The organism is Streptomyces sp. NPDC050508 (genome assembly GCF_040655155.1).
Taxonomy (GTDB): Bacteria; Actinomycetota; Actinomycetes; order Streptomycetales; family Streptomycetaceae; genus Streptomyces.
Genome location: NZ_JBFAJJ010000016.1, coordinates 1 through 16,089 on the forward strand (window position 1 = coordinate 1; position 16,089 = coordinate 16,089).

Annotated in this window: 11 protein-coding genes and 4 pseudogenes; 11 read left to right on the top strand and 4 right to left on the bottom strand. The window is 68.1% G+C overall.

The annotated features are described in order from the left end of the window. The first annotated feature begins 328 nt into the window (after window positions 1-328). Together AB0I69_RS35995 and AB0I69_RS36000 are read left to right on the top strand one after the other, a co-directional pair. Window positions 329-1,519, top strand: a complete 1,191-nt coding sequence (locus AB0I69_RS35995; protein ID WP_363099941.1) for an IS110 family transposase — start codon at window positions 329-331, stop codon at window positions 1,517-1,519. A 17-nt stretch (window positions 1,520-1,536) separates the two neighbouring features. Further along, window positions 1,537-2,049: pseudogene (locus tag AB0I69_RS36000) on the top strand (transposase); the annotation flags it as partial. A gap of 22 nt (window positions 2,050-2,071) precedes the next feature. On the opposite strand, the gene AB0I69_RS36005 reads toward AB0I69_RS36000, so the two are convergent. Continuing rightward, on the bottom strand, window positions 2,072-2,392 hold the full coding sequence (locus tag AB0I69_RS36005) for a hypothetical protein (RefSeq protein ID WP_363099942.1): 321 nt from the start codon (window positions 2,390-2,392) through the stop codon (window positions 2,072-2,074). Between the two features lie 742 nt (window positions 2,393-3,134). On the opposite strand from AB0I69_RS36005, the gene AB0I69_RS36010 reads away from it, so the two are divergent. From AB0I69_RS36010 to AB0I69_RS36035, 6 genes and pseudogenes are all read left to right on the top strand, one after another. Next, window positions 3,135-4,118, top strand: coding sequence for a LacI family DNA-binding transcriptional regulator (locus AB0I69_RS36010; protein ID WP_363100143.1), 984 nt, complete (start codon window positions 3,135-3,137; stop codon window positions 4,116-4,118). Further along, entirely contained in the window at window positions 4,115-4,240 is a 126-nt protein-coding gene (locus AB0I69_RS36015; RefSeq protein WP_363099943.1) for a hypothetical protein, read from the top strand. The genes AB0I69_RS36010 and AB0I69_RS36015 overlap by 4 nt, the downstream gene beginning before the upstream one ends. A 60-nt stretch (window positions 4,241-4,300) precedes the next feature. Beyond that, window positions 4,301-5,815, top strand: coding sequence for a cytosine permease (locus AB0I69_RS36020; RefSeq protein WP_363099944.1), 1,515 nt, complete (start codon window positions 4,301-4,303; stop codon window positions 5,813-5,815). Continuing rightward, window positions 5,812-8,574, top strand: a complete 2,763-nt coding sequence (locus AB0I69_RS36025; protein ID WP_363099945.1) for a hypothetical protein — start codon at window positions 5,812-5,814, stop codon at window positions 8,572-8,574. Before AB0I69_RS36020 ends, AB0I69_RS36025 begins: the two co-directional genes overlap by 4 nt. Then, entirely contained in the window at window positions 8,567-9,055 is a 489-nt protein-coding gene (locus tag AB0I69_RS36030; protein ID WP_363099946.1) for an RbsD/FucU domain-containing protein, read from the top strand. Before AB0I69_RS36025 ends, AB0I69_RS36030 begins: the two co-directional genes overlap by 8 nt. A gap of 14 nt (window positions 9,056-9,069) precedes the next feature. Beyond that, window positions 9,070-9,471: pseudogene (locus AB0I69_RS36035) on the top strand (cytosine permease); the annotation flags it as partial. A gap of 183 nt (window positions 9,472-9,654) precedes the next feature. Here AB0I69_RS36035 and AB0I69_RS36040 read toward each other — a convergent pair. Next, a pseudogene (locus AB0I69_RS36040) lies at window positions 9,655-9,753 on the bottom strand (IS5/IS1182 family transposase); the annotation flags it as partial. A gap of 535 nt (window positions 9,754-10,288) precedes the next feature. Between AB0I69_RS36040 and AB0I69_RS36045 the strand changes: the two are divergent. Beyond that, window positions 10,289-10,885: a hypothetical protein gene (locus tag AB0I69_RS36045; RefSeq protein WP_363099947.1), complete on the top strand. Its 597-nt coding sequence runs from the start codon at window positions 10,289-10,291 to the stop codon at window positions 10,883-10,885. Window positions 10,886-11,504: 619 nt separating this feature from the next. On the opposite strand, the gene AB0I69_RS36050 is transcribed toward AB0I69_RS36045, so the two are convergent. Together AB0I69_RS36050 and AB0I69_RS36055 are read right to left on the bottom strand one after the other, a co-directional pair. Beyond that, on the bottom strand, window positions 11,505-12,392 hold the full coding sequence (locus tag AB0I69_RS36050) for an arylamine N-acetyltransferase (protein ID WP_363099948.1): 888 nt from the start codon (window positions 12,390-12,392) through the stop codon (window positions 11,505-11,507). A gap of 102 nt (window positions 12,393-12,494) precedes the next feature. After that, window positions 12,495-13,430 carry a nitrilase-related carbon-nitrogen hydrolase gene (locus tag AB0I69_RS36055; RefSeq protein WP_363099949.1) on the bottom strand — a complete coding sequence of 312 codons (936 nt, stop codon included), beginning with the start codon at window positions 13,428-13,430 and terminating at the stop codon, window positions 12,495-12,497. Between the two features lie 304 nt (window positions 13,431-13,734). On the opposite strand from AB0I69_RS36055, the gene AB0I69_RS36060 reads away from it, so the two are divergent. Beyond that, a complete protein-coding gene (locus tag AB0I69_RS36060; RefSeq protein WP_363099950.1) occupies window positions 13,735-14,310 on the top strand; it encodes an IS607 family transposase in 576 nt (191 codons plus the stop codon). Further along, window positions 14,303-15,949: pseudogene (locus AB0I69_RS36065) on the top strand (IS200/IS605 family accessory protein TnpB-related protein). Before AB0I69_RS36060 ends, AB0I69_RS36065 begins: the two are co-directional and overlap by 8 nt. Window positions 15,950-16,089: the final 140 nt, after the last annotated feature.

Consider the following 16,089-nt stretch of genomic DNA (forward strand, 5'->3'; position numbering starts at 1 on the left):
CCTCCCGCGGAAGCTCCGCTCCAGCACCAACCGAATCACCAACGTAGTGAAGGCCGTCCTCGTCCTTCACCACCCATCAGCGTGAGGTTGGAAAAAGCTCCCTACGTTGCTCTGCGGGCCGTGGTGAGCCCCTCGTATGGTTCACCCACCCAGGGGCGCCGGGTGTGGTTCAAAAGGCTTTGCCGCTTGTGGCTTCCATTGATTGGCCGCCCGGCGCCCCACGACGACTCGGCTGCCAATTAGGAATTGCGAATGATCGCTGAGTAGGGAATCGACAGCGAGGTCGTCCGTCGGGAGGCACCAGCGGCACACCGCACGGAGGCACCACATGACCATGATCTGGGCCGGCGTCGACGCCGGTAAAACCCATCATCACTGCGTCGCGATCGACGAGAGCGGCCGCAGGCTGCTGTCACGACGCGTCGCCAACGACGAACCCGAACTCCTCGAACTCCTCGCCGATGTCCTGGCCTTGGGCAACGAGGTGACCTGGGGCATCGATCTAGCCGACGGCGGCGCTGCCCTGGCCATCACCATCCTGTTCAACCACGACCAGCCGGTGCACTACATCTCCGGCCGGGCCATCCACCGCGCCTCCGAGAGCTACCGCGGCGAAGGCAAGACCGATGCCAAGGACGCTGCCGTCATCGCCGACCAGGTCCGCATCCGGCGCGACCTGCACCCGTTACGCACCAGCGACGAGACGGTCACCGACCTCAAGATCCTCACGGGCCGTCGCACGGACCTGGTTGCCGACCGCACCCGCACCGTCAACCGCCTCCGCGCCCAGCTCACCGGCCTCTTCCCCGGCCTGGAACGGGCACTGGACCTCACCAATACCGGACCACTCGTGTTGCTGACCGGCTACCAGACCCCGGCGGCTCTGCGCCTGACAGGCAAGAAGAGGCTCGAGACCTGGCTGCGCAACCGCAAGGTCCTGCGCGCCGACCAGCTCGCCGCGACAGCTTGGGAGGCCGCCGCATGCCAGCACACAAGCCTTCCCGGCGAGAAACTCACCGCCCAGATGGTGCACACGCTCGCGCGGGAGGTGATGGCCCTCAACCAGCAGGTCGCCGAACTCGACAAGGCGATCGAGGCCCGGTTTCGTGAACATCGGGACTTCGAAGTGATCACCAGCATGCCGGGCCTGGGTGTCATCCTCGGCGCCGAGTTCTTGGCCGCGACCGGCGGCGACATGACCGCCTTCGGCACCGCCGACCGCCTCGCCGGCTTCGGCGGGGTCGCACCCGTTCCCCGCGACTCCGACAAGATCAGCGGCAACCTCCGCCGACCACGACGCTACAACCGCAGACTCCAACGAGTCTTCTACATCTCCGCGTTGTTCAGCATCCGCCACTGCGACGAGTCCCGCCGGTTCTACGACCGCAAACGCTCCGAAGGGAAGCGTCACATCCAGGCTGTCCTGGCCCTGGCACGCCGCCGCGTCAACGTCCTCTGGGCACTCCTCCGCGACGGACGGACCTACGAAGCCGTGCCACCCACCGCTCACGCGGCTTGACAGACCGCATTAGGAATCAGTGGGCCGCACTCGGCGACAAAGGCAAGAACCCCGACCGCGAACCGCGCCCGCGCCGCCGCGCGACCTACACCCGCCCGCACGGAGTCAGGCACCTGTTCGCCGCCTACGACCTGGGCAAAGACCAGCTCTACGGCCACATCAAGAAGACCAAGAACCGCTCCAAGTTCCTGGAGTTCTGCCGCTATCTGCGCTCCCTCCACCCGGTCGGCAAGCGCATTGCGATCATCTGCGACAACTACTCCCCGCACCTGACCACCAAACGCCGCCGCCGAGTCGCCGACTGGGCCGAGGCTAACAACGTCGAGATCGCCTACACCCCGACCAACAGCTCCTGGCTCAACCGGATCGAGGCCCAGTTCACTGCCCTGCGCTACTTCGCCCTCGACGGCACAGACCATCCCACCCACAAGGCCCAGGGCAGCATGATCCGCCGTTACATCATCTGGCAGAACAAGAACGCCACCGACAAGCGCCACAAAGCCCTCGTGAGCAGGGCCAACGCAGCCTGACCTGCAACGGCAACAGGCAGCGTCACCACAGGTGCAGGAAACTCCGGACGTCGTCATAGCCGTCCTGGGCCCGACCGTCTACGTCCGCCGGGTCCGCCTCGGCCCGCGCCGCCAGCGACTCCGCCAGAGCCAGGGCTTCACCACTGAGACGCCCGAAGCGCCGAGCGGTGTGTCCCAGGCACAAGCTGGCCAACCCAAGCAGCGGACTACCCGACACTGCCTGCGTCCCGACCTGCACACACCAGTGCTCGATGAACTCCGCGTCGTCGTCGTTCAACGCGGTCCCGACCAGGACTCCCGCCGCCTCGCCCTCCGCCGAGCGGTCACGCAGAGCCCGCTCCATCGTCTCAACCACCACCTCGTGAGGCAGCGCAGGAGGGTTCTCGAAGCTCAGATGAGAATGCACCCCGCGAGACTACGCGGACCGCATCCAACAGGTGCCTGCCACCGACCGTCCGGCAAGACAGGGCGAACGTTGCCTGATGCGGCACTAGATAAGTCCCATCGTTGCAGGCCAGGAACGCTCTCCGCATATTTGATCAAGGCATGGACGAGCACTCTCATGAAAGCGCGAGGCTAGGGGCCCGGCCGTTGCACCGGGTGGGCCTCCAGGTGCCCACCGACGCGTGGAGGAGCAGAAACCAGAGCCCGGCCGTCAAGCAGTCGAGCGAGCAGACACCCCGCCTGTGCCCGATCGTGACGGCGTGGCCCATGCGTGGCTGCGTTGTCACCGTGAATCCCGGGGTACGTATGCCGGACCTCTGGCGTCCCGGCAGTCGGATCACCGGACGGCCCCGCACCAGTCGGGGCACCTGCCAGGGCGTGCCGCTTCCCCGAGGCCGCGTCGATCTGCCGGCCACTGTCACGGAGGTGTGCCGGGGGCCCGTCTTCGGGGAGAGGCAGCCCGGCGAGGGCACCAAAACCACCTCTCCGGTCAACTCGGGGCACTCCACAGTCTCGATCGGACCCGGAACGGCCACTGCGGAAATTGGTGCTGCGTAACCGGTTGCGCACATACCCCGGACGCGCCTACTTTGACCTGCGCAACCGGTTACGCAACCTCTGGAGGAAGCGAATCCCACGTGGTGAACATCCGTGACATTGCGACTGAGGCCGGTGTGTCCGTGGCGACGGCGTCGCGTGCGCTCACCGGCAAGGGGCGGGTCGCAGCGGCGACGGTGGAGCGGGTGCGCGCCGTCGCGGATCGGCTGCAGTTCCAGCCGAACGAAATAGCTCGGAGCCTCTCCTCGGGCCGTTCACACTCCCTCGGCCTGATCGTTCCGGACATCACGAACCCGTTCTTCCCGGAGCTCATGGCCGGTGCGGAGAGCGCGGCGAAGGAACGCGGACAGACCATCCTGCTCGCCGCATCGCCGGGGGCGGAGTCGGCGCGGGAGGATCTGCGACTGCTGCGTGCGCGCGGGGTCGACGGCTTCATCGTCGTAGGAAATCCGTTCGACTCCGCCGCGCGGCTGCGGGAGGCGGCCGGGACGCGACCGCTCGTTGTCGTCGACCGGGCGGAGTCGATCACCGACATCTCGACGGTCGTCACGGACCATGTCGAGGGCGCCGCACTCGCGGTGCGCCACCTGCTGGCGCTGGGGCACACCCGGATCGCCCACATCAGCGGCCCGTCCGAGCTCGATGTCACCGCGCTGCGTGTCCGCGGATACGAGAGCGAGATGCGCAAGGCGGGCCTCGAACCGACCGTCGTCGAGGGCGGTTTCACCGCGGACTGCGGAGCAGACGCTGTGGGCCGGCTGCTTGACGGGCCCGAGCCCCCGACGGCCGTCACGACGGCGAACGACATCGCCGCCATCGGTGCCATGAACGCCGTGTTCGCCCGGGGCATGCGGGTGCCGGAGGATCTCAGCGTCGTCGGCTACGACAACATCGCCCTGGCGGCGCTCGTCCGTCCCGCCCTGACGACCGTCGCCCAGGAGATCGGGGAGCTGGGTTCGCGCGCCGTGGCGGAGCTCGACCGGCAGATGTCCGGCGATCACACGGCACGGACGGTCCTGCTCGGCACCCGTCTCGTCGAGCGCGGTACGACGAAGGCGGCGTCATGAACTCGGTGCGGGCCGTGGGAAGTGTCGACGAGACCTCCGGCCCGTGGTTGTCCCGCACGTGCGGTACCGGCCTCGGCAACCTCACCACCTGTCTCGCCGAGGACTGCCCCCATGCCCGCTGACCAGCTCGATCACGCCTGACGTTCACAGGAGAACGACATACAGACGAAGGAGTCCGAGGTATGAGCGTCGATGAGAAGAAGGGCCGCACGATCGAGACGAACGGGGTCAATCCCGTTTCGCTCGACGAGCGCCGGGGGAAGCCGAGCGGGCTCTTCGCGGTCTGGTTCGCCTGGAACGTCTCGATCCTGGGAATCAGCTACGGGATCTATGTCTTCGGCCTGGGCCTGAACGTCTGGCAGACCATCGTGGCCGGAACCCTCGGGTACGCGATCTCCTGCACGATGGTCGGCGTGCTCGCCGTCGGTGGTCCGCGCACCGGCCTTCCGACCCTGGTGCAGACGAGGTTCGCCTTCGGTATCCAGGGCAACCGCATACCGGCGTTCTTCGCCTATCTCTCCAACATGGGCTGGAAGATCACCATCATCACGCTCGCCTCGACCACGGGCGCGAACCTCTTCGGGAAGTTGTGGCCGGGCGTCTTCGCGGACTCCGACGGGTCGAGCTCGACCTTCACCATCGTGATCTGGTTCGTCCTCGTTCTGGCCGTCACGATGACCGTGTCCGTGCTGGGGCACGAGTTCATCATGCGGATCGAGGTGTGGGTCTCGTGGGTGACGGGCGTCATGACCGTCGCGTTCCTCGGGTTCGTACTCCCCGAGGTGCACTGGTCCCATCTCGGTGACTCGCCCGCGGGCGGACCGTTCGTCTTCGTCGGCGGTGTCGTCATGGCGATGACGATGGTCGGCCTCGGGTTTCTCAACTACGGCGGGGATTTCGCCCGTTACCTGCGGCAGGACACTCCGGCGCGCGGTGTCGTCGGCTGGACCGCCACCGGACTCAGCCTGCCCGTCGTGCTGCTGCTGATCGTCGGCGCCCTCCTGGTCGGCAGTGACCCCAAGCTCGGAGCGGCCGCCGCGGCCGATCCGATCGGCGCGCTCACCGATCTGCTGCCCATGTGGTTCTTCGTCCCCTTCTCCGTCGTCATCGTCGTCTCCCTCGTCTCCGCCGCCATTACCGGCATCTACAGCTCCGGGCTCGCCCTGATGGCCGTCGGTGTCCCCCTGCGCCGCTCGGCGACGACCGCGTTCAACGCGGTGGTCATCGCTCTGGGCGCGTTCTACCTGCTGTTCATCTCGAACTCGTTCCTGGACACGTTCCAGTCGTTCCTGTCGCTGATCGCCGTGATGATGGGGACCATGGGCGGCATCCAGCTGGTCGACTTTGTACGCCAGCGCCGGATGGGGTGGAACACGGACATGGCGCTGCCGGCCGGATACGGCGGGCGCAACGGCCGCTGGACGGCCCTGGTCAGCCTCGGCGTCGGGACCGTCGTAGGGCTCGGCCTCGTCACCAGTGCCGACCCCAACTTCGCGAAGCTGACCGGCTTCCTGCTCACGAAGGCGGGCCGCGACGGAGTGTTCGGCGCCAGCAGTCTCGGCGTCGTCATCGCGATGGTGATCGCGGCGTCGCTCTACGCCGTGCTCACGTACACGCTGGGGCTCGACCCGAAGCCCGACTATTCACGTGCGTCGGCCGATGGCCGCGCCAAGAAGCCCGCGGCGGTGGAGAGTTGACCGGCGCGACGGCACGCGGGCAGGGCACGTTCGCCGACCCGGACGCCTGGCACCGGCCGGCCGCGTACTGGTTCTGGCACGAGCCGCCCGACCCGGCACTGATCCGGCGTCAGGTGCACGAGATGTACGACGCGGGCATCCACAGCTTCCAGATCCAGGCCCGCCTGTCGTACCCGCGCGAGGGCTATCTGGACGAGGACTTTCTCGCGGCGTGCCGGCTCGCGGTCGATTCGGCGAGTGGGCTCGGCATGGTCGTCGGGCTCTACGACGACTACAACTGGCAGAGCGGCCACGCGGCCGGCCGAGCCGTCAGCGGCCATGACGAGCTGCGGGAACGCCATCTGTTCTGGATCCGGCTCGCGCCGGGCTCCCGCGCGGGCGGGGTGAGCGGCATCCGCTCGGCGACGCAGTCCCTCGGCCGGGCGGCGATGGAGTGGCACTACGAGGGCGGCAACGTCGCCTGGACGGACTGGCGTTGCGAGTACGTGGTGGCCGGCGGCGTCGAGCGCGACGCCGCGAGCGTCCAGGTGAACGGGCAGGCACAGGGCTGCCGGGTCACGCTGGAGGACACGGCGCCGGCCGATGCCGAGGTCGTGGTGTTCGTGTCCGCCCGCTGTGCGACGTCGCGACTGGTCAACCCGATGGATCCCGTCGCCGTCGACCGTTTCATCACGGCCGGCTACGAACCGTTCGCCCGGGCCCTCGGCGACCGCTTCGGCTCGACCGTCGCCTACCTGTTCTTCGACCAGCCGCACGCCGTCTTCTACGACTGGGCGGAGCGAACCGGTCAGCAGCGATCGGCGATCCCGTACCACCACAGCCTCGGCCGCGCATTGCGCAAGGAACTCGCCGATGACCTGCCGCGCGCCCTGACCGCCCTGCTCGGCGGCGCCGACACGGAAGCGCGCAGCCTGCGCACCCGCTTCTACGACCACTTCAGCCGGCACGCGCAGGAGACGTTCCTCGGACGCGTCCGGGACTGGTGCCACGGCCACGGGCTCCTCGTGTCCGGACACGAAGTGCTCGGACACGTCGGCGGCTGGAACCTCGACACCGCCTTCTCGCACTGGGACCTGCGGGTCAACTTCGGCCTCGACCACTTCGGCGTCGACGGCTACCGCGACGTGACCGCGGTGGACGCGCAGGACGCCGTAGACCAACTCAGCCCGGTCTTCGGCGACTCGGTGGCCCGCCACCACGGGCGCAGCGGCACGCTTGTCGAGCAGTACTTCCTCACCCCGCCACCGGGCGGCACGCCGTGGTCGGGGCACTGGGGCCTGAGTCTGCGGGAGCTGCGGGCCACCGCGATGACGCATCATCTGCGCGGCATGCGGCAGATGATCTTCCACGGCTTCTACCAGACCCATGGGCACGGCCACGACCACGAGTCCCTCGCCAACCCCCGGTTCGACTTCCCGCCGGGCATCAACTTCGAGCCGTGGTTCACCGGCCATCACGCCCGCTTCGCGCTGGAGAGCGCGCGGGTGAGCGAGTTCCTCGAACCCGTACGTCCGCGTACCGATGTCGCGGTCCTCTACCCGCTCCGTACGGTGTGGTCGGAAGGGCAGTGCGCACGGCAGGCGCGTGAACTGGGCCAGTGGGCGGCCGGGTTGTCCGCGGCGGGCGTGCCCTTCCTGCTCATCGACGAGCGTGATCTCGCCGCAGCGGAAGCCAGGGACGGCGCCCTGCGCATCGGCGACCGGAGTTTCGGCGCCCTCGTCCTGCCCGCGACGACCACACTGCGGTCGAGCAGGACGATGGACGCACTGCGCGACCTGCTCGCGGCGGGCGTACCAGTGGTGGCGAGCGGGCCGAAGCCGGAGGTTTACGAGTACGGTCCGCAGACGGCGAGCACGGACTGGGCGCGCCTCGGCGCGTCGGTCACGAGCTTCGACACGGTCCCCGTTGCCGCCGAGTTGTCCGGCCTCTTCCCGGCGCCGGCACAGGAGTTGTCGGTGCGGGCGCCTTCGGATTCGGTTCCGTCGGACTCCGCACTGCGTGTCCGCGCGGGGACGGACGGTCTCGGGGCGCTGCGCGTCGCGCTCTTCGCGACCGCCGGTACAGGTACGGAGGCGACGGTCGACCTCCCACCAGGAGACTGGATCGTCGAGGACTGGGAGCCGGCCACCGGACAGCGGCAGACGATCGGCACCGCCTCGTCCACGCTCACGATCGCCCTCGCCGACCAGGAGGTACGGCTGCTCCGCCTGCACGCGGCTGCCGACGTGCCCAGCACCGGGGCTAGCGGACCGGCGCACATCCCGTCGCCTTGCGAAGGGCCCTCGCTGACAGCCGCCACCGTGCTCGATTCGGGCTGGCACCTCGAACTCCCTCAGGAGGCCCACACAAGCCCGGGCACCAGCCGCCCCATCGCCGTGACCGCGGGATGGGAACAGCAGGGCCTGGACACCTTCGCCGGCATCGCGGACTACGTACGCGAGATCCCCGCCAGCGGGACACCACGCCACCTCGAACTACCGGCCGTCGCCGGCGCGGTGGAGGTTCTCGTCGACGGCATGAGCGTCGCAGCCGCCGGCTGGCCCCCGTACCGCTTCATCCTGCCCGGCCTGCCATCGCCCGGCGCCGAGCGCTGCGAACTGCGCGTACGCGTGGCGCCCCCGGCGGCAAACCGCTACTACGCCGGCACCGGCCTGCGAGCAGGCCCAGAGCCGTGCGGCCTGCTCGCACCGCCGGTCCTCGCCGACGCCGCCACGGAATCCGCCATGACGAACGACGACTCAGAGAGCCACCATGCTTAAGGGACTCAACCCGCTCATCACCCCGGACCTGCTGCACGCCCTCGCCGAGATGGGGCACGGCGACACGATCGCGATCGTCGACCGCAACTTCCCGGCGTACTCGCTGAGCGATCGCGTCATCCACCTGGCCGCGGCGGATGTCGTCGAGACCGGCGAGGCCATCTTCAGCCTGCTGCCCCTCGACACCTTCGTGCCGTCACCGCTCGCGCGGATGGAGATCGTCGGCGACCCGGACACGATTCCCGATGTGCAGGCCGAGTTCATCCGTGCCGCCTCGCGGTCCGCCGATCGCTCTCTTGATGTGGAGCCGATCGAACGCCATGCCTTCTACTCCCGGACGAAGGGCGCATTCGCGGTCGTCCAGACCGGCGAGACACGGCCGTACGGCTGCTTCCTGGCCGTCAAGGGCGTACTGCCGGAGCCAGTGCGCCCACCCGAGAGCTCTACCGGCCCATCGACCACGACTCCGTACAGACCCTGAAGAAAGGCAGGTCGATGTTGACGGAATTTCCGGGCAACGCGACCGACGGCGGCACCTCCGGCAGGCAGCAGCTCCAGGTGGAGGTGCACGGCCTCGACGTGATCGGGGACGCCGAGCGCAAGGGCACGCCACGCACGCTGTTCTGGCCCTGGTTCGGGGCCAACGTCGGGGTTCTGGGCCTCAGTTACGGCGCTTTCGCGCTCGGCTTCGGCATCTCCTTCTGGCAGGCACTGGTGGCCGGATCGCTCGGCATCGTGTTGTCCTTCCTGCTCTGCGGGTTCATCGCGGTCGGGGGCAAGCGTGCGTCCGCGCCGACGATGGTGCTCGGCCGCGCCGCGTACGGCGTCCGCGGCAACCGGCTGCCCTCGGCGATCTCGTGGGTGCTGACCGGCGGCTGGGAGATCGTGCTCGTCTCCAGCCGCACGTGCACACCAGGTCACCGTCTCCGGACCGCTCCGGAGCAAGCCCACCCGCCAACACCGCCGCCACGAGGGCTGCTGCTGCTTCGTCCAGCTGGAAGCGGGCTTCTTCCTCGTGAGCCGCCTGCCCATGAGGGTGATGAGTGCCCAGTTCAGGTGGGCTTCGCCGTGCTGGGGAAGGCGTTCGTAGTCCCGCGCGTTGCGGCGGGCGTTCATGATCCATCCCAGGGTGCGTTCGACGCGCCAACGGCGCGGGAGTACGACGAAGCCTTTGGCGCCTTTGGGTGGGAGACGGTGTTGAGGGTGATGTGGAGGAAGTCCTCGGCCCAGATGACGAGTTGACCGGTGTAGGCAGAGTCGGCCCAGACCTGGGTAATCTGCGGGTGCGTGGGGCGAAGGCGCCAAAGCAGTTCGCGGGCGGCGCCCCGGTCCTCCCCGCGGTATTCCTTCCGAACCGCTTGTAGTAGAGCTGAACGCGGAGGGTGGCTGGCGCCGAAGCGCTCGGGTGGTCTGGCAGCAGAGTGCGCATCGTCAGGTCCACGGCGTCGTAGCAGGAGTGCGTCGCCGCGCCGAAGATGGCGCCTGGATGACCGGTAGCCTCCGTAATCTATTGGCGCATCGCACCGATACCTATGCTGTGCCGGTGGACGAGCGAGATCGCGGGTGGCAGCAGGTCGAGACCGAGTTGGCCCGCAGCCGTCGACTCCTGGCGCGTGCCACACGCCGCACTAAACGCCGCTTGGCCGCCGTTGCTGTCCCTGGCCTCGTGGCGGCGTCAGACGCCCGCCGTCGGAAGCTGCAAGGAGCGTGCGGCGTGTCGGCAGCCTGGGCGATCGTGGTGCTCGTTGACGTGATCTTGATCCGTGCCCATGTGTTGAAGGACACCTACACGGGGATATCCACGCTGACCGGTGCCGTCGCTGGCCCCCTGCTTCTCGGCATCCACTATGGATGGGCCGGGCGTCCGTCTCTCGCCGTACGAAATGGTCAGCGCCTGGTGTCCGCCAGGACGCTCACCGGCGTGCGCACCTTGAATCTCAACGACCTGGTCAGCGTGCGGCGGTTCGAGACGATCCAGCGGACCGGCGGCTACCTCGACGAGTTCCACCTTCACGACCGGCATGGGATCCGGCTGACAGTCACCAATGAGCACGCGCTCAACGCAGCGCTCCGCCGGGCCGTCCCGTCGCCAGATTCACGCCTGGGCCATAACGGTTTGGCGACCGTGCAGGTGACCCGTCACGCCCGCACCGCACTTGGCACGGCACGTGGCTCCCGGTTCCCCAGGGCGATGCACAGGTTCTGGGGCTTTTGGATGATGATGGCAACGATGGGCGTCCCTGCTCTGCTCAGTTACGTAACAGCCTGCGTGCTCGCAGGAACAGACATACTCGGCAGGCCGGGACACTGAATTGTCGGTGCGTTGCAGTTAACGCAACATCGTTGAGTTGGTTACGCGGCCCACGTCAGAGCTCGCGCAGGGTCCCGGCCGAAAATGGACGTCCCTACCGAGCAGCACCGGGGCCGCGGAGAACTCACACCGCACGTTGCATTCGATGCAATACCGCCCGTTTGAGACAAGAGTGGATCGCCAACTTTCTGCCGGACAGGTCTGACCCGTCCGACGTGATGTGTCGCCAGAAACTGCCCTCCGGGTCAACGCCGCTGGACAACGGGCCGATCGGCGCCGAGGCCTCACCGCCCGGCCGGTCCGGGGCGACTGCTGGTACAGACAATGCGGTTGAGTGAACCTCCACATCCCCCACCACGGCCGCCCCCACGCCGTCGCCGGTCCGGCCCGGCTCGTGGGGACAAGGCCCTGCTTCACCCTGCCCTCGTCGGGGTGCGGCCGTGCTCCACACGAGGAGTTGACCCCGTGTCGATCTGTGCCCACTGCGCGTCAGTCAACGGCACACCCGAACCAGCGACCGGGTGATCCAAACGGAACTACCCAGCTCGGGGTGCCCGTCTGCGACCAGGGGGCTCGGCCAGGGGCAGGAGCAGCCCGCGACGCCGGAGTCGCCCGAACCTCAGCTCTGGGAGGTCTGCGACTCCTCCCAGCGGCGGTGGGCTGAGAGGACGTTCATCCAGAGTCGCTCACGCGTCTCAGCGGGCATCGTGTGCAACCGCAGATCGAACAGGTCGGCCAGCAGGTCGAACCATTCCGCGCGGCGAGTGACGGGCTCATCCGTGTGTGCGCCGTCGCCGATCCGGCTCAGCACCAGGCCGCGGATGACGTCCACCCCAGTCGCGTCGCGACGTTCGGCCATGGCCACCTGGACGAACCCCGACTCCGGCGACGTCGACAACCACTGATGCTTCGCCTCGAAGTCGGCCAGGCGTGCGTGAGCCATGGTCCAGGTCATTCCGGTGAATCCGCCGCCCGGGTCATGGGTCAGGTGCCACTCCGACCGCTCAGCGGCCTGCTCCAGACTGAGCACAAACGGTGGCTGATCATGCGTTCCCGCGACCAACGGCAGTGGATCGTGCAGAGCATCGCCCAACCCGTTGTCGACGTACCAGACACCGCCGGGATTCGTGTCGCTCGGCAACTGCTCCACCGTCAAGACCAGGTGGTTTCCCATCGCGGCGACCTGAGGGCTTTCCGGGCCGTGCACTCCCCCGACGTGGCCGCGTACCGCGTAACCGAGCGAACTGAGCAGCAAGCCCAGCGCCCCGTTCATGTGATAGCAGTAGCCGCCTCGGCCATCGAGAGCGATGCGCGCCGCGGACTCGTACGGGTCGATGTTCCAGGCTTCGCAGGCCTGAATCCACAGGGTTTCGTACGGCACGCGCTCAGCATGACGCCGCACCAACAGGTGCATGGCTTCCACCGACGGTGGTGCCGACTCGACGCCGAGACGCGCAAGGTACGCACGCTGGACATCCAGGTCCAATCGGTCCATCGACTCGAACATGGACCCATTGTTTCTTAGCCTGGCCGGCATTGGAGACGCTGTGCAGGACCGGAGGCGGCGGGGCCGGGCGCCGTCTGCCTGGCGGTGTCGGCGGTGGGGGTCTCAGCGGGCGGGCTGCAGGGTGGGGTTGAGGGCGAGGCGGTTGTCGGTGGGGTGGTGGCCTTCAGGGCTGAAGGGCGGGACGGCGGCGGGGATGCAGTCGGCGATGAGCAGGCAGTCGTGGTGGCGGTCTTCGGCGGTGGCGGCGATCAGGGGCTCGCCGTCGGGTGCCCAGATGCCGGAGTTGCCCTGGTATTGCCAGGCGCCGGCAGGGACTTGTTCCCAGCCGCGGCGGTTGGCGTAGGCGATGAACAGGCGCCAGATGCCGGCCATTGCGGGGATGATGTGGCGGGTGGCGTCCTGGTAGGGGACCTGACTCATGGTGCCGTCGGCCAGGCGGAAGTGCCCATCAGCCGCGGTGGGCCCGAGCACGACCTGGGCCCCGTGCCCGGCCAGGTACTGGTACAGCGGCGGGAACTCGCACTCGTAGCAGTTCAGCACGCCCACCCCGATGCCGTTCAGGCTGACCACGGGCGGCAGATCCTGACCGAAGGAGTAGTTGCGCCGCTCGGCGGCCCCGTACAGGTGGGTCTTGCGGTAGTTCGCCGCCACCAGCCCGTCTGCGGCGATGATGCTGATCGAGTCGTAGAACGTCTCCCCGTCCCGTTCGGGGTAGGGCAGCACCACTGCCAGGGCGTTCTCCTTGGCCGCCAGCCGCGCACGCTCGACGGAGGGGCCCTCGCGGTGCTCGGCCAGCTCATGGCACTGCTCGGGGCCGATCGCGTAGCCGGTGGTGTACTTCTCCGGGAAGACCACCACCTGACAGCCGTAGTCCGCCGCCAGCGCGGTGACCTCGACCAGACGCTCCAGGTTCTGCTCCACCGCCTGCCGGCTGCCGACCGGGCCCTGGCCCTGGTACAGCGCCACCCGAAGCCCTTCGCCGGCAGCGGGCGCGTCACGCGAGGCAGAGCGGAACACGACACGGACAGGCTGAGTCATCAACAGGAGATCCCCCGGTAAAGGGCGGTCCGGCTGACCGCCACCAGCAAGAACGACTCACCTCGCCCCCGGACACCATGATCCTCATCCGGCCCGACCCGGACCCGATCGACCGCATCTGCTGCTACTGCTCACGCATCTCCGGACCAGCTCACCAGCACCGTGGGAACTGTCTGTCGGCCTCCGCGAACACGGGCAGGCTGGCATACGTGGTCTTCCCCTTACTCGTGGGGTGCTCAACTGTTCGTCCTTAAGGTCGTTTGAGTGAGTGTTAGCGCGTTCAGGCGATGTTACGGTCTTGCTTATGAACCTTGCGGAGTGGGCAGAGGCGAACGGTGTGCATCGGCAGACCGCGTATCGCTGGTTCCGTGAGGGCACGTTGCCGGTCCCTGCTGAGCGGGTCGGGCCGCGCATGATCCTGATCAACATCGAGGCAAACTCCTCACCGACAGTGACGGGTGGTGTGGGTTTGTATGCCCGTGTCTCCTCTCACGACCAGAAGGCGGATCTGGAGCGGCAGACGGCCCGGCTTGCCCTGTGGGCGGCGAAGGCCGGGCATCGGGTGGTACGGATCGAGTCCGAGATCGCCTCCGGCATGAACGGCTCTCGTACGAAGGCGCGTCGGCTGCTGGCCGACCCGGACGTGACCACTGTCGTGGTGGAGCACAAGGACCGGCTCGGGCGGATGAACGTCGAGCTGGTCGAGGCCGCTCTCACCGCGACCGGGCGTCGTCTGGTCGTCCTCGATGACGGTGAGGTCGATGACGACCTGGTGCGCGACATGGTGGAGGTCCTGACCTCGTTCTGCGCCCGTCTGTACGGCCGTCGCTCGGCGAAGAACCGCGCACAGAGGGCTCTTGAGGCAGCAGCCGGTGAGTGAGCCGAAGAAGAAGTTCCGGACCATTGACGCGCCGTTCGTCGCCCTGGGGCCGTCCGGTGTGGCGATACGCGACCGGCTCAAGCACCTTACGACTGCGGACGAGAAGGTGCTGCGCCTGGTCGGCGAGCACCTCGGGCACCTCGCCTCGCTGGACCTCAAGGCCCGCTGCGCGGACGCGGGCGACCACAGCGCGGACACGTGGGCAGCCCGCAAGAAGGGCCTGACCGCAGACTCGTCGTCCCGCTGGGCCGGGGCGATCACGAAGGCCACACACGATCAGTGGGCGCTCTCCCGGCGTTGCCAGCTCGCCCACATCCAGGGCCTTGAGACCGGTGTCCGCACGTTGATGCACCGACTGTCCCTCCCGCTCGGGGAGAAGGGCACCAAAAAGGCTGCGGGCGGCTACCGCTCGAAGAGTGAGTGGTTCCAAAAGACCCGGCGTCTGCATGTGCTGGAGCACCGTCTCGACGTCGCCCGCGCCGACCGTGGACACGGTGTCGTGCACGTCGTGCGCGGCGGCCGGAAGCTTCTCAACAACCGGCACAACCTCGAAGCCGCCCGGCTCACCGAGGTGCAGTGGCGAGAACGCTGGGAAGCCGAACGCTGGTTCCTCGCCGCCGACGGCGAATCCGGCAAGAGGTTCGGCAACGAGACGATCCGCGTCACCCCGGACGGCGAGGTCAGTATCAAGCTGCCCACGCCGCTCGCGGATCTGGCCAACGGCAAGCATGGCCGGTACGTCCTCACCTCGAAGGTGGCGTTCGCGCACCGGGGCCAGGAGTGGGCCGACCGCATCACCGGCAACCGGGCTGTCGCCTACCGCATCCACTACGACGTGCAGCGCGGGCGCTGGTACCTCACCGCGTCCTGGCAGCGCCCCGTCGTCAAGACCATCCCGCTCGATGCGGCTCGGGCCAAGGGCATGATCGGCGTCGATACCAACGCCGGTCACTTCGCCGCCTACCAGCTCGACGTGCATGGCAACCCGGTCGGCGACCCGCGCCGCTTCTTCTACGACCTGTCGGGCACCGCTGATCACCGTGACGCGCAGATCCGGCACGCCGTCACCCAAGTCCTGCACTGGGTGAAGGACTGCGGTGTCACCGCCATCGCGATCGAGGACCTGGACTTCACTGCCGAGAAGACCCGCGAAAAGCACGGCCGGCGGAAGAGATTCCGGCAGCTCATCTCCGGCATCCCCGCCGGCAGGCTCAGGGCACGGCTCGTCTAGATGGCCGCCGAGCAGGACTTGGCGATCGTCGCGGTCGATCCGGCCTACACCTCCCAGTGGGGAGGCCAGCACTGGCGAAAGCCGCTGGTCACCCCACGACGCAAGATGACCCGTCACGATGCCGCCGGCATCGCGATCGGGCGACGCGCCCTCGGGCACCCGATCCGGCGACGGACGGCACCGCCCCCACACGACCAGAGTGATCGTGTGGGGCATCGGACCGTCCAGGCCGGAACGGATGCACGAGGGCGTGAGGGAACCCGCCCACCCGTCACGGAGCGTGCACAAGATGCACGTGCCCGAACGGGGACACAACAGGGAACGCGGGCAACCAGTGCATCCAAAACCGTTCGGGATGCGCGCAGTGCCAGGCAGTGGGTCCAAGACCCACTCCTGCCCACTGATTAGGAACGGTCTGTCCAGAGCCCGTGGCAGGCGGAATGACACCGTCCGGTCCCTGTGTCGGCTGCGGGCCAGAGTCCGGGCGGGAGTCGCCGGAGACGTCCGTTTCGTCGCGTGGCGTGGCGTGGCGTGGCGTCCGCTGACTT

Bases quoted from the DNA above. Each gene is read 5' to 3' on its own strand.
- AB0I69_RS35995 (WP_363099941.1), top strand. From the start codon at position 329: ATGACCATGATCTGGGCCGGCGTCGACGCCGGTAAAACCCATCATCAC.
- AB0I69_RS36005 (WP_363099942.1), bottom strand. From the start codon at position 2,392: ATGGAGCGGGCTCTGCGTGACCGCTCGGCGGAGGGCGAGGCGGCGGGA.
- AB0I69_RS36015 (WP_363099943.1), top strand. From the start codon at position 4,115: ATGAACTCGGTGCGGGCCGTGGGAAGTGTCGACGAGACCTCCGGCCCG.
- AB0I69_RS36020 (WP_363099944.1), top strand. From the start codon at position 4,301: ATGAGCGTCGATGAGAAGAAGGGCCGCACGATCGAGACGAACGGGGTC.
- AB0I69_RS36030 (WP_363099946.1), top strand. From the start codon at position 8,567: ATGCTTAAGGGACTCAACCCGCTCATCACCCCGGACCTGCTGCACGCC.
- AB0I69_RS36050 (WP_363099948.1), bottom strand. From the start codon at position 12,392: ATGTTCGAGTCGATGGACCGATTGGACCTGGATGTCCAGCGTGCGTAC.
- AB0I69_RS36055 (WP_363099949.1), bottom strand. From the start codon at position 13,430: ATGACTCAGCCTGTCCGTGTCGTGTTCCGCTCTGCCTCGCGTGACGCG.
- AB0I69_RS36060 (WP_363099950.1), top strand. From the start codon at position 13,735: ATGAACCTTGCGGAGTGGGCAGAGGCGAACGGTGTGCATCGGCAGACC.